General features: G+C 37.0%; 14 protein-coding genes. 3 read left to right on the forward strand and 11 right to left on the reverse strand.

Annotated features, from left to right (window positions below; all coding sequences use genetic code 11):
* Positions 1-332: 332 nt before the first annotated feature.
* Complete coding sequence (locus MNY66_RS11425) at positions 333-911, reverse strand: YceI family protein (protein WP_047256342.1); 579 nt, start codon at positions 909-911, stop codon at positions 333-335.
* Positions 912-926: 15 nt separating this feature from the next.
* Positions 927-1484, reverse strand: coding sequence for a cytochrome b (locus MNY66_RS11430; RefSeq protein ID WP_047256343.1), 558 nt, complete (start codon positions 1482-1484; stop codon positions 927-929).
* Between the two features lie 432 nt (positions 1485-1916).
* Here MNY66_RS11430 and MNY66_RS11435 point away from each other — a divergent pair, with 432 nt between their 5' ends.
* Complete coding sequence (locus MNY66_RS11435; protein ID WP_047256344.1) at positions 1917-2546, forward strand: glutathione S-transferase family protein; 630 nt, start codon at positions 1917-1919, stop codon at positions 2544-2546.
* A gap of 144 nt (positions 2547-2690) precedes the next feature.
* Here the strand turns inward: MNY66_RS11435 and MNY66_RS11440 are convergent, their stop codons facing one another.
* Entirely contained in the window at positions 2691-3311 is a 621-nt protein-coding gene (locus MNY66_RS11440) for a malonate decarboxylase holo-ACP synthase (protein WP_047256345.1), read from the reverse strand.
* 361 nt (positions 3312-3672) lie between these two features.
* On the opposite strand from MNY66_RS11440, the gene MNY66_RS11445 reads away from it, so the two are divergent.
* On the forward strand, positions 3673-4638 hold the full coding sequence (locus tag MNY66_RS11445; RefSeq protein ID WP_047256346.1) for an FUSC family protein: 966 nt from the start codon (positions 3673-3675) through the stop codon (positions 4636-4638).
* A gap of 343 nt (positions 4639-4981) precedes the next feature.
* On the opposite strand, the gene MNY66_RS11450 is transcribed toward MNY66_RS11445, so the two are convergent.
* Positions 4982-5236, reverse strand: coding sequence for a helix-turn-helix domain-containing protein (locus MNY66_RS11450; RefSeq protein ID WP_047256347.1), 255 nt, complete (start codon positions 5234-5236; stop codon positions 4982-4984).
* Between the two features lie 900 nt (positions 5237-6136).
* On the opposite strand from MNY66_RS11450, the gene MNY66_RS11455 reads away from it, so the two are divergent.
* Positions 6137-7048: a helix-turn-helix domain-containing protein gene (locus tag MNY66_RS11455; protein WP_241500889.1), complete on the forward strand. Its 912-nt coding sequence runs from the start codon at positions 6137-6139 to the stop codon at positions 7046-7048.
* A gap of 90 nt (positions 7049-7138) precedes the next feature.
* Here MNY66_RS11455 and MNY66_RS11460 read toward each other — a convergent pair whose 3' ends face one another.
* From MNY66_RS11460 to kduI, 7 genes are all read right to left on the reverse strand, one after another.
* Complete coding sequence (locus MNY66_RS11460) at positions 7139-8140, reverse strand: LacI family DNA-binding transcriptional regulator (RefSeq protein ID WP_047256349.1); 1002 nt, start codon at positions 8138-8140, stop codon at positions 7139-7141.
* Positions 8141-8178: 38 nt separating this feature from the next.
* Positions 8179-9648 carry a glycoside hydrolase family 32 protein gene (locus MNY66_RS11465; RefSeq protein ID WP_241500890.1) on the reverse strand — a complete coding sequence of 490 codons (1470 nt, stop codon included), beginning with the start codon at positions 9646-9648 and terminating at the stop codon, positions 8179-8181.
* A gap of 89 nt (positions 9649-9737) precedes the next feature.
* Positions 9738-11087: a PTS transporter subunit EIIC gene (locus tag MNY66_RS11470; protein WP_241500891.1), complete on the reverse strand. Its 1350-nt coding sequence runs from the start codon at positions 11085-11087 to the stop codon at positions 9738-9740.
* 221 nt (positions 11088-11308) lie between these two features.
* Positions 11309-11677 carry a hypothetical protein gene (locus MNY66_RS11475; protein WP_047256352.1) on the reverse strand — a complete coding sequence of 123 codons (369 nt, stop codon included), beginning with the start codon at positions 11675-11677 and terminating at the stop codon, positions 11309-11311.
* Between the two features lie 109 nt (positions 11678-11786).
* Positions 11787-12851, reverse strand: a complete 1065-nt coding sequence (locus tag MNY66_RS11480) for a glycoside hydrolase family 88/105 protein (protein ID WP_047256353.1) — start codon at positions 12849-12851, stop codon at positions 11787-11789.
* 17 nt (positions 12852-12868) lie between these two features.
* Positions 12869-13624 (reverse strand): 2-dehydro-3-deoxy-D-gluconate 5-dehydrogenase KduD, encoded by a 756-nt coding sequence (gene kduD, locus MNY66_RS11485; protein WP_241500892.1) that lies wholly within the window; start codon positions 13622-13624, stop codon positions 12869-12871.
* A 64-nt stretch (positions 13625-13688) separates the two neighbouring features.
* Positions 13689-14519, reverse strand: coding sequence for a 5-dehydro-4-deoxy-D-glucuronate isomerase (kduI, locus tag MNY66_RS11490; protein WP_047256355.1), 831 nt, complete (start codon positions 14517-14519; stop codon positions 13689-13691).
* Positions 14520-14531: the final 12 nt, after the last annotated feature.

The following is a 14531-nucleotide window of genomic DNA, read 5'->3' on the forward strand; positions in this document are numbered from 1 at the left end:
AATCTAGTTAATTGCACTCAACTATTTATATAAACTGCGTTATATAAACTGCGGTTCCAGCATACAGAAAATAATACTTTTATAGTAAGAATAAGTGTAAGTGAGTTTATACAAAGATCAATTCTTCCAATCATCAAAACACTAAATATAAAATAAGAATGATAATAACTTCCGATACTTAATTGAAGTAACATTATGTTATTTATGGTATATCGCTATTTATCTATTAATTTGTGATTTTATACTATTCAAGTGACATATAAACAATAAAAAACCCGCTTAATCTTATTGTGATTAAGCGGGTCTCGAAATAAGAATATAACTCTAAAAATTTATTTCTGCTGTACACCTTCAACAGAAATCATTAACTCAACTTCTTGTGATTTAGGGCCTAAATCAGATTTGATGTTAAAGTCTTTCAGCTTAATATTACCATAAGCTTCAAATCCTGCTCGGTAACCGCCCCAAGGATCTTTACCTTCACCCAGAATTTTAGCATTTAATGTCAGTGGTTTAGTTACACCGTTTAGGGTGAAATCACCACTAACGAGGTATTTGTCACCCTCTTTTTTTACGTCGGTTGAAACGAATTTTGCTTCTGGGAATTTTGCTGCATTTAAGAAATCAGCACTGCGTAAATGTTTATCTCGCTCAGCATGGTTAGTATCAATACTGTTAGTTTTAATCAGCACATCAACACGGTCCTTTGCCGGATCTTTTTCATCATAAGTAAAACTACCATCAAAATCTTTAAAGCTTCCGTAAACCCAACTATAACCTAAATGCTGAATACGAAATTCAATAAACGCATGTTGCCCTGGCTTATCAAATTTATAGGTTGCTGCCAGCGCAGAACCAGCGGTTAATAATAGTGCACCTGTTGCAAGGCTCAGAACCGTTTTCTTCAACATATTTATCTCCACGTTTTATTTATTAGGATTAAATCCTAATATTCTTTTTAAGGTAAAATCAGCATCAAAAAAATGATGTTTAAAAGCAGCCAGTGCATGTAATACAGAAAGTAAAACCACAGACCAAGCTAAATAAAGATGTATTTCTCCAGCGGTATCTGCCTGAGCGGCTTGCCCGGTAAAAATAGCCGGAACATTAAACCAATCAAACACATTGATCGCTTGACCATCAGCCGTTGAAATTAAATAACCACTAATTAAAATACTAAATAACAATATATAAATAAGTATTTGAACTATAGCTGCACTAATTTTAGTTACTCGACTGTAGCTCGGGAGTGGCTTCGGTGGCGGAGAAATAAAACGCCAAATCACTCTAAATAACATCACGATAAATAAGATGATACCAATACTTTTATGTATCTCCGGAGCTTGGTGATACCAGCTATCGTAATAGCCTAGCGATACCATCCATAGGCCTAAAGCAAACATACCGTATACCGTTATTGCCACCAGCCAATGAATTAAAAGTGACACATGTCCATAGCGAGTGGAAGTGTTCTTCCATTGCATATCATAACCTTTTTATATTAGTCATCGAGTAAATATTTAACTTAGGTTAATCATAATCTATTTTTCATTTTTATATATCGTTATCTTCAACAAATATTTTGTTGAAGATATTCAAATTCCATCAACCCAGTTAGATTTAATTAGTCTTCAGGAAAGTCAATAAGACAAAGGATAAATAATCCAACTTATCGGCTTAGTTTTAAATTAATTTATCTTATTAAAGTTATAAATTAATTATCTTTAGCTATAAGAAATAATTAAATATTATAATAAGAACCGTTATTACGATGGTATTAGTGGATTTCTGAGAGACTTACTTTTAGCGAATATAAAATTATTCAATATAAATTAGTATTCAAAAGAATCTTCACTAGGTAACCTCCGTTAAAAAAACTATATTTATTAGCACGACAACATGTTGTAGGAAAAAAAATGTACTCCCTGTGGATAGCCAATAAAAATTACTCCTCCTGGTCTCTACGCCCTTGGATTTTGCTCAAAGTTTTAAATATTCCGTTTAAAGAACATCAAGCTTTGTTTAATTCAGGCGGCAGTAGCTATGAAAAATTCACCGTATTTTCACCCACGGGTCAAGTTCCCTGTCTAATTGATGATCAACAGATTATTTGGGATTCGCTCGCTATATGTGAATATATCGCCGAAGATCATCCCCATGCATGGCCACAAGATAGACAGGCAAGAGCATGGGCCAGAAGCGCAGCCGCAGAAATGCACTCAGGCTTTCTAGCGCTACGCCAAAATTGTCCGATGGAATGTACGACTCGCCTCGCTATGCTCGAGATATCTAACGAACTTAAACAAAATATCATGCGCCTAGAGACACTATGGCAAGAAGGATTAGATAAATTTGGCGGTCCTTGGTTAGCAGGTGAGCAATTTACCGCTGTTGATGCTTTTTTCGCACCTATTGCTTTTAGAATTCAAAGTTATCAACTCCCCGTCAATGACGTGGTCCAACAATGGGTTGAACAAACATTAACGTTAAGCGCGATGCAAGAATGGTATCAGGCAGCCAGCAACGAAGAACTGATCGATCATTAACCAATAAGCATTATCTGCCGCGCCTAACCTTTATTTAAGCGCGGTATTAATTGATTAATATGACTAAAATTAAATCATCTACTCGAACATCAAAATTATTATAGAACTAATTTTTGTTTAGTTATAATAAACTCACTTACTTAGTTAAATATTCTCACCCCAAGGAAAAGCAGTTAAAACCGTCCCTGTTGCTGTCTTTAAGCTAACCTGATCATTTTTAAACCATTCAGATAATGAAAACTCACCTTTTGGTGTTTCTACATAAATATCAATGCGACACAATGGCGTATTGGCTTTGATAGCAAATTGGGCAAAATCTTCTTTCTGCTGCAAAGTAGGACAGCGGATCAGCACATCGAGATCACTATCTGAATACATAGACTGAATATCAGTAACCAATGTATAAGCACAGCTACCGATTACTCCCCACTTCCATGGCCATTGATGCTGAGAAATCAACAGTAATACCTGAACCTGAGGTAAAGCAATAAACATTGAGCGCTGTAACTCGATAGGATTAGAAACTAACGATTCAATATTCATAATATGAGTAATTGATGATTTATCAATAAGCACATCGAACCTTTCACTGCGCTTTATTCCCCGCAATCCTACAACGATTTTGCCATCATATTGCTGTTTTCTAAGCACAATCAACGGCAATGATGAGTTCCACTGCATACTTACCCATTCAGGTAATGGCTGCTCTGAAATAATTTCACTGGCATCATTAATCCAAACAAAATCATGGGGGTTAAGCTGCATATTGCGGTATTCCTTATGGTGAACAATCGTATAATTTACATAGCTAGTATATACAAAAAAAATGACTTAAATCGCGGGTTCCATGTTATCACAAGCCATAGATAGCTGTTCTTCATATTACAAAAATCATTAATAAAAATAAAACACAGGTTAAATTGAAACGATAAAAATTACTATAAAATTGCCATTAAAAAACACAGTTAATAGATAAAAATATAGACAACTATACAATTAAAATAATTTCTAACTAGCAACAGAGATAATTTTTAATTCCACACAGACAGGCTAGATGATAATATAAAAATCAATAAGTTATTATCTGTACAATATAATATTAATATTTTATTTCGAGCGTCTTATTATGAGAAGAATTCCAGCAATAGATGACGGGCTTATTTTCAGTGGCTGCATGCTCACTGGAGCTATTATTTCATTGATTTTTTCCGGCGTACAAACAGCAATGTGGAGTACATTCTCAACCTTGTATGCCTTTCTATTATTCAATGCTGCAAAGGATTACAAAAATCATTTCTACACTGCATTCTGGTTGTTAGTTATTGTTTTTTCTATTTATTTAGGGAATGCATTACGTTTAGGTGATCCATTTTATCTATTCTTAATTATTTTTTCTTTTATTTATTATCAAATATATGGCTCAGATCCTGTTATTGACTTATCCATGAAGTTTATCATTATAATGTCAACAATTGGTACTGCTATTCCTAATATCTCTATAGACTTACCAATAGGATTTTTTATTGGCAGCAGTATTACTATTTTTGTCTGTAATTATCTCAGCAATAAAGCACATAAAAAAATTAACTTTGGTAATAGCCAAGTAGAAAAGAACTTATTCACATTAAGAAAAAATATCCTTCCCCGATCGCTAATTTATGTTTCTGGTTTATTATTAACGCTCTATATTCCTAGATTATTAGACTTTGGGCATTTTTATTGGACACTTTTGACCTTTGTTTTTGTTCTTCATCCTAAATCAAATAGTATTATTTTACTTACCAGCCAGCGAGTTTTAGGCAGTATATTAGCGGTATTGTGTTTATATCTATTATTTAATACACCTTTGATGCCATATATTGGCGTGATTTCAATTTTAGTTTTCGCATTTTTGTATCCTATGAGCGGGCATAAAAATTATACCTTCATGACATTTATCACTACCTGCTTAATATTATCTATAATTGAGCAAGTTGAGTATTGGCGCCATCCCGCTTATATCCTATTTTTCGATCGGGTATTAGAAACTTGCCTTGGTGGAACCATTGCAATAGTAACCAGTATATGTTTAAAACACTATAGAACAGAATAATCATACAATAAAATGATACCCTACAAACGATACCTTACCCTTACCAGCAGAAATAAAAATCTATATATTATTTTTTAATGATGAATAAATACATTCTACATTAACTTATGATAACCAAGGTTACTTTCACTATAATTTATTATTTATTCAAAAACTGAAAGATGTGGTAGTTAAATTTACTTACCACATTTTTCTAATTAATAAAATAAATCATATCAATAACAACATAGCTCAATAAATAGCGTAATATAGATGAACAACATCTTCAGCAATGAAAATTCATTACCAAAAAAATACATTGTTAATTAAAAAATTAAAAATAGATTAAATAGTGTTTATTTATTTAATGAACCGTATTCCCAGCCCCAATGTTAACGTTAACTATTCCATGCATAAAAGATATAGGATCTAGATTAAATAAACGGGCAAATACAAACAGTGAATCAACATCAATACATGTATTACCACACTCAAATTGATATAACTCTTCTTCGGTTACTCCAATTAAAGCGGCAATTTGACGTAGACTCATTTTATGATTTTCACGCTCCTCACGGATTTTCACCCCAATTAACTTCGAAATTTGAATACTTTTCATCACTATATCTCCATATTAATATAAAAACCAATTAAACTGCGAGTGTAAAATATCACTTTAAAATCTAGGGATCATTGATATATATTAAAAAAACAAAAAACAGAACTAATAATCAAATAAAGAATAACTATAAATAATTATTCTAATTTGATAGAAAAACCTACTACACTATAAAAGACCACCAAAAATATCCTGCTAATCAGTTTCCCGTACTAATAAATAGAGAACCTATACCATACTGACTATTTTTGATTAATCTACCTTAAACTAACTTTAATTAATAACATAATACATTATGATACAAAGTCATTATGAATGAAATATTTTTAAGCTAAAAAGGCTAAAACATAAAAAAACAAACCAAATAAAAAACAACAAATAGTTTCAACTGCTAAAATAAAATAAAATATTAGGAATACATATCAAGAACCAATAAAATATACACATCGTAATAAGATAATAATTAGAATATAATATTTTATTTCAGTAAAATCAGAGTAAAGTAAAAATCACGAAGCAAACAGAACCAATTAGATTATTTTTACACCATAAAAACAAGGGCATAGTAATTACCCTTAATAGCGCCCCCCCTAATCACTTATTGAAAAGTAATAACTAGATTTATTAATAATAATAATTATTAAATACAACAATCAATCTTATTCATAACATAGAGAGAATGGCTAACTTAAGTATCCTTTAACTCATCTGATGTCCGATGAGTTGGAGAACACTAAAAATCTTTACGTATATAAACATATCTTGACTGTAAATAAATGATAATTCTTATCGTAGAATATTTGGCTCTACCCCTCTAATTCAGTATACTATTGAAACAATTCCCTAGTATTTTCTCGCTTCTCCAATTTAATATGAATAAATCAGGAGCGTGGGAATTTAGTGATTAAAAGGATATTTATGCTTCAGGAAAGTGTTATAAGAGAAATAATTCTCTGGATTGAACAAAATCTTGAATCTCGTCTCTCTCTAGATATTGTTGCGGAGAAAGCAGGCTACACCAAATGGCATTTTCAACGTATTTTTAAATCTAAAACCGGACTCGCGCTAGGAACCTATATCCGCGCCAGAAGGTTATCATGTGCAGCCGTCGCTTTAAGACTAACTAATGATAGTGTCATGGATATCTCATTAAGATATCGTTTTGACTCACAACAAACCTTTTGCCGCGCCTTTAAAAAGCAATTTAAAACCACACCATCTGAATACCGTAGACAACTCGGTTGGAATGTACAGGGTTTTTGTTTACCCATCAGAATAGGCTCAGATTTGCAGGTTGAGGTTCGTTTAACTAAATTACCAGCCAAACAATTAATCGGTATGAAACATTGTTATTCCCGTGATATTCCAGATAGAAACATAAATACTCTGGAGATAAGAAGAGAATACTGGCGCCGTTATTTAGAAAAAACCAAAAAAATATCAGATAATCTTTATGCTATTCATGGGTTAGATAAACGTCATGAGAAAAAAGAACAAGATTTAACTTTTTATTATACAACTGGCTTGGAAAAACAAAATTTTGAGGTTATTCCGCCAGATCTTGAAACCGTTGAATTACCCGCGGGTGATTATCTCGAATTGAAATTTAGCGGTAGTCTGGCAGGAATAGAGTATGATGATATCATTTATACCGCCTACGGAAAGGTATTACCTAATTTAGATATTATGCGTAAGGAAAGCTGTGATGTGGAAAACTATGTATTAAAAGAGGGCGTAACTTATGATGAGTTTATGGCTACGCCTCATAACTTTATTCAAGAACTTAATTATTATATTCCCGTCATTGTCTAGGATTAACTCTACGCTTAGACATCTACTCGTGTAGACAAAATAGCCCAAAAAAATAGCTTTATTTCCTTGGGCTATTTTGCTTTTTTAATCTTATTGAGTACTCTTCCCTATCATTAATTGATAATTAACCCAAGTTTTATGTACAGTTATACTCTCTGACTGATCTTTATTAATCTGTCGATATAATAAATCCGATGCAATAATTCCCGCTTGTTTATAATCATAAATCAACGTCGTTAATTGAGGATGATAAAACTGCGCTAAGGTCCCGCCACCGACACCACAAACACTAATATCTCGTGGAACCTGTAACCCCATTGAAAATAAATAATTCATCGCACCAATTGCCATTTTGTCATTGGCCGCAAAAATGGCATCAGGTTTAAGTGTACTATTCTCAAAAATAGCACGGCATGCGGTAAAACCACTTTGGTGGGTAAAATCACCTTGAGCCAATAAATGCTCATCCATGGGAATATGTTGCTCGCGCAAAGCATCTAAATATCCTTGGCGACGATGCACTCCTACAGAAATATCACTTTCATCCACACCAATAAACGCGATCCTCTGTTTGCCCGTGGTTAATAAATACTGAGTCATCTCTTTAGCTGCGTGATATTCATCAAATAATACACATGGAATATTATTGGGTGATTCTTGCCCAACAATCACCGTTGGTATCGCCAATTTTTGTAATTTTTTATGGTGCTCTGGGGTTAAAACTGTAGCAATAAAAATAACACCATCAACCTGTTTTTCTTTAAAAATATCTAAAAATTCCAACTCTTTATTCAGTTGATGATGAGTATTTCCCAGCAAGATGCTGTAGCCTTTGGTACTAAAAAAATTATCAATACCAGCAACACATTCGCCGGATGATGTGGCATTTATCTTAGGTAAAATAACCCCAATAGTATGACTCTTTTTAGAATGAAGCGCTTTAGCAAAAGCATTCGGCCGATAGCCCGTTTCTTCTAATACTTTATTTATTCGCTGCCTGACTTCTTCTTTTACATAGCCGGATGAATTTATCACCCGCGATACGCTAGAAGCTGACGTCTTAGCTAACTTTGCAATTTCTTTAATATTCACTTAACGCTTCTTATTTAAGATTTCTTATTTAATACTTCTTATCTAATTATGCCATCAGTTTTTAATTCAAAATAATCAACTGTGTTTATATGGCATGGCGTGGCACTTTCAAAACAAATTGCAGTTGATGTCATCTCTGGGAAAATACGCGTGCTAAAGACCGCTTCTCCCTGATTAATAAAGATCTCTAGCGATGAATTATCGGCAAAAATAACCAACTCCAATGAGTTAGACGGGGCTAATTTGCATTGCCGTGTTCCACCTAAGCCCGCTCCCGCATGATCTCTATCTAGGGTTACCACCAGATTTTCAGGATCAAAATGCAATAATGTATATTGATCTGCGCCATTACTACGTAATTTTAATGATAGTGGCGATGTTAAATCGCCAAATTCTGCCCGTAACTCATAACAGCGCCCCTTTACCCCCTCAAGCATCAATCCGCCGGAAAAATCCACTGACTGATAATGAATATGTGATTGACGTAAAGCGACTAATTCAGCTACAGGCGTTTGATATAACTTTCCATCACGGATACTTAGCTCACGGGGCAAAGTCATTTGATGTAGCCAGCCGTATTCCACCGTAGGCTGAACGTTTTCCTCCGGTAATCCCATCCACGCCAACATAATCCGCCGGCCTTGATTGTCGAGGAAAGTTTGCGGTGCATAAAACTCAAAACCGCGGTCTAATTCTTCAAAATGTTGGGTATCAAACTGGGCGGGCTCTAAACTAAGTTGACCTAATAAATAGCCAGATTGATAAATATTATGGTATTTCATACCTTGCGGTTCAATACCTTGGGGAGATGCTAGCATTACCCATTGTTCGCCTAAGCGGAATAAATCGGGGCATTCCCACATATAACCAAAATCATTAAAAGGATAAATACCACTGCCTGTTATCGGCCCTAAACAGTGCCATTCAGTAAGATTTTCAGAGCGATAAAGCAGCACTTGCCCGTGTAATTTTTCCGTCTGAGCACCAATCACCGCTAACCATTGATCGCCCTCTCGCCAAATTTTAGGATCCCGAAAATGTGCGGTATATCCTTCGGGTTCGCCATCAATAACAATGCCTATTTTTTCGAAATCAATGCCGTTTTTACTTTTGGCTAAACATTGGCGACTGGCTCTTTGTTGCTGATCTACGCCATATTTTAGATTGCCGGTATAAAATAAATATAACTCGTCATGATGAACAAATGCGCTCCCAGAATAACATCCATTGGCATCATAACTGGCATCTGGCGTAATTGCCGGAGCGACTTCGCACCAATGGACTAAATCATCACTTATATAGTGCCCCCAGCATTTCTGGCTATGATCGCAAGCAAAAGGATTCCATTGATAAAACACATGATATTGGCCGTTAAATTGAATTAACCCGTTAGGGTCATTCAATAGCCCTAATTTAGGGGCAATATGATAGCTTGGTCTAAACGGGTCGTTATTAATAACCTGTTGTTTTGCTAACACTAACTGGGTATTTGCTAACCATTTATTCACGATATTAATTACCTAATATTGATGACCAGCCATCGGCTGGAAACTAGCGCGATAAGGAAAAAGCGCCCCCAAAGGGGCACTGATAACGATTATTCTGCTGATGCTGGAGATTTAACTAATAATTTAGTGAAGATCATCCCAACAATCATGGCTATCGCGATCATCGCTAGATATAACCCCATTCCATGGCCTAAATAGCCCGGAATAGCAGGTAAGAAGGTAATTCCCATCATTGGCGGAGCTATATGCATTAACATGGCAAATACCCCGGCAACCGCGCCACCAATCATGCCAGATAAAAATACTTTAGAGTTAGTCAAGGTAACACCGAACAGTAATGGCTCAGTGATCCCAAAGAAACAAGGCACGATGGATGAAAATTTAAGGGCTTTCTCTTTTTTATCTTTTAACGATAACGTATAAGCAATCGCTGCGCCTGCTTGACCCGCCATCGATGCAGTAATCAAGGCATTCAGTGGGTTAGCCCCGCCATTAGCCAATAAATTTAATTCCACAACCATTAATGAATGATGCAAACCGGTTACGGTTAATGCTTGCTGCGCCGCGCCTAAGATACCTCCACCAATACCGTAAGGTAAATTAATAATCACATTAGCCGAGTTCATAATGCCGTGCTCGACTAGGGTAAAAATCGGACCAATGATAAATAATGCGGTCATCGAACCAATTAAAATGGTTAAAAATGGGGTAAACACTAAATCAACCACCGCCGGTATCCAACGGCGGATCCAGCGTTCAACATTGGCGCCAAAAATCCCCACAATCAGCGCAGGAATAATTGTTCCTTGATAGCCTTGGATATTAAAAAAGCCAATTTTTAGCATTTCAGTTCCGCCGCTGGCAACATCCCATGCATTCGGCAGCATTGGAGCAACTAACATCAAACCTAACACCATCCCCACTACCGGCGTACCACCAAAACGATTAAATGCCGACCAAACTACCAGTGCCGGTAAGAAAATAAACACCGTATCAGTAACTACTTGAGTTAATACCAGCACATCTGGCGAAAATTCGAAACCCAATTGCTCAGCAAATCCACGTATCCCCATAAACAAACCAGTCGCGACTAATACCGGAATTAAAGGAATAAAAACATCCGCTAAAGCGCGGATACTTTTTTGAAACCAATTCATGTTCTCATAGGCAGATTGCTTAACCGAAGCGCTAGATACCGGAGCATCGGCAGTCATCAAGGCATAAATTTTATCGACTAATCCGGTACCAAGAATAATTTGGTGTTGCCCTGATTGATAAAAATAACCACGCACTTTATCAATATTTTTAATCACATCGGCCGCAACTAAGTCATTATCTTTGACCACGATGCGTAACCTTGTCGCACAATGTTCCAGTGCGACAATATTGTCTTTGCCACCCATAGCCGCAAGGATCTGTTTACTGATTTTTTCATTCATTTTGACGCACTCTCTGATTTATGAAAAGCTTTTCACATTACGATATATGAAAAGCTTTTCATAAAATAGATAAACATGATGAAAACATGAGCAAGCTCGCATTTTAGACGATACGACTCTAGCCCCGCCAGATATTTCAAGCGATCAATCATTAAGAAATAAAAGTGAGATAATACTAAGCCAAGTATATTATTGGCTTAGCTTAAAATGAATTAGCTGATTTAAAAATCAGCTAGATACTGATGGATTGTCTGTGAATCAAAAGTACGTTTAAAAAATAAAGAACGAAATTTTTTGTTATATTTTTTTAGCGATAAAATGCGCCAAACTTGATTTTTGGAATGTTTAAGATAAATACGCGTCACTTTATTCCAATCAACATCATTACGGATTAATAATAGATTAGCCATTTGAACGCCTAAAAATCCTTGGCGTAATTCAATTCTTAACTCACGTTGATGGTCTAAAAATAGGGTGATTTCTAAATTTTTACCTGATTTTTCAATATAATGATTTTCATAATGTGGATTATTTTTTATTCCACTACAAATGCAGTCACATAATAGATCGAATTCAGTGGTATTTTTCATCTTGGGTTTAACCCATCTAAACAATATTAATAAAACCTCTAATTTATTGAATTTCAAATCAGAGGTTTAGTTAAATAAAGAAACTGTCATCATCAAAATTAAATACGTTTTATTTTAATTTGATGATTTCACTGCCGGCTAATAAATAAGCACCCGCACCATAATCCATATTATGTTCAAACTTAACATCGCGTGGATTAAATGCCGGTAATTGTACCCAACCTAACATTCCATTCGGATGAATACAGCCATCTAGCGCCTTCCATGCCCGTTCGACTACCGCAAGATAATCCGCTTTCGCTAATATACCTTGGTTGATCCCCCAAGCTAATCCATAGCAAAATAATGCGGTTGCGCTACTTTCTGGAGACGGAAAATTATCAGGATCAAGCATGCTGGTACGCCAGAATCCATCTGCTTGTTGATATTTAATCACTTCAGCCGCTAACTCAGTAAATAAATCAACATACTGTTGGCGATGCGGATAATCATCTGGCATCGATGTTAAAATTCTCGGTACCGACGCCAGAACCCAGCCCACTCCGCGACTCCAGAACACTTTATGACCGTTAGCTTCGCGCAATTCACCGCCTTTACCGTCGGGAATATAACGATAATCACGATAAAATAGCCCGGTTTCCTGATCTTTTAGATTCTCGACCGAATCCCAATAAGCGCTGTGCATATAATCTAAATAACGCGGATCATTCAATTGAGCAGATAATGCGGCAAAAGCCGGCGGCGCCATAAATAAAGAATCGCACCACCACCAGTCTTTACGCCCCGGTAACGGTTGTTCCAGCATTAAATCAAACGCTTTAATTGTCGATTCCAAAGCTTCAGGTTGATTAATCAGCGGGTAAACATCTAAATATGCCTGACAGCACACATGGTCATCCGCAAAACGCGGATTAGGTCCCGTACGGAATCCGGTATGCAGCGTATAATCCAACGCCCCATCACGGTATTCATTATCTTGGGTAGCCCGCCATGCCGCTGCCACACACGACCAAAAAACACCTCGTTCCCAATCGGTATCTTTAATAAAACGCGTTTTACCGGTACGGCGGATCACACTGCGAACTAAATGCGTTGACTGATAGCGATAGACGCTTTTCATGCTATCTAATACTTTTTGAGGCTGCAACGCCTCAGGCAAATGTTGCTGAGTCATAAATAACTCCCTTTCATTTAACGTGCTAACCAGCCACCATCAACGGCTAACGTATATCCACTCACATAATCACTGGCCGCAGAGGCTAAGAAAATAGCTGGGCCGGCCAAATCTTCTGGTGCCCCCCAACGCCCCGCAGGAATACGTTCAAGAATAGCGGCATTACGCGCTTCATCGGCACGTAATGCAGCAGTGTTATCGGTCGCCATATACCCCGGCGCAATCGCATTGACATTAATATTGTACGGTGCTAACTCAGTGGCCATGGCTCGGGTTAATCCCATAACTGCGGATTTACTGGCAGTATAAGAAGGCACGCGCACGCCACCTTGGAATGAAAGCATCGAGGCGATATTAATGATCTTGCCGCCATGCCCTTGTTTAACAAACTGGCGAGCCACCAATTGAGACAAAAAGAACACGGTTTTTTGGTTGATATTAATCACGTCGTCCCAATAGTTTTCGCCAAATTCCAGTAAATCCTGACGACGAATAATTCCGGCGTTATTGACTAAAATATCAATTTTGCCCATAACCTCGACCGACTCATCGATGATACTTTGCAGCCTATCTTGTTTAATTAAATCTGCGGTAATGTGATGAAATTTACGCCCTAATGCAGTGATTTTATTACGAGTTTCAACGGGCTCTTCAATACCGATACCCACGATATCAGCACCCGCTTGTGCCAATCCGATTGCCATGCCTTGGCCTAAACCGGTATTACATCCGGTAACGATGGCAACTTTGCCAGTTAAATCAAATAAGTTCATAATATTTACCTTAGCTCTGGTCTTTTTATTGATTCATTATGCGACCCCATATCAGCAACGGGGGTTATTTCAAATCTTTCATCGCGACGTGATCCATATCGTGGAAAGTCTGATTTTCGCCGACCATCCCCCAAATAAAGGTATAGGCTGCTGTACCTACGCCGGAGTGAATTGACCAACTTGGGCTAATAACGGCCTGTTGGTTGCGTACCACGATATGACGAGTTTCCGTCGGCTCGCCCATATAATGGAACACCACATTGTCATCCTTCATATTGAAATATAAGTAAACTTCCATACGACGCTCATGGGTATGGCACGGCATGGTATTCCATAAACTGCCCGGCGCCAGTTCAGTCATGCCCATCACTAATTGGCAAGTTGGCAAAACCGAAGGATGGAAGTATTTATAAATCGTACGTACGTTGCAGTTTTCTTGATTACCCAGCGTTTCTGGTGAGGCATCGGCACGGGTAATTTTTCGGGTTGGATAATGATGATGTGCAGGCGCGCTATTAAGATAAAAATGCGCTGGTTCAGTGGCTGAAACACTGGCTAAAGTGACTGATTTCGCCCCCATGCCGACATAAATCGCTTCATAAGCGCCAATCGGGTAGGCTTCGCCATCAACAGTAACTATTCCCGCTTGACCAATATTAATAATGCCGAGTTCGCGGCGCTGTAAGAAAAATTCAACGCCAATTTCTTTTCCGCCTTCCAGCGCTAAAGCATGATCCGTTGGCACAGCACCACCGACAATAATGCGATCGATGTGGCTATAAATTAGATTAATGCGACCCGCAATAAACAAATTCTCAATTAAAAATTGCTCCCGCAATTCCGCGGTATCTAAGCGCTTAGCATGTTCGCTATGAATCGGTTGACGAATTTCCATGACAGATTTCCT

It is taken from the genome of Moellerella wisconsensis (assembly GCF_022592395.1).
GTDB classification, from domain to species: Bacteria; Pseudomonadota; Gammaproteobacteria; order Enterobacterales; family Enterobacteriaceae; genus Moellerella; species Moellerella wisconsensis.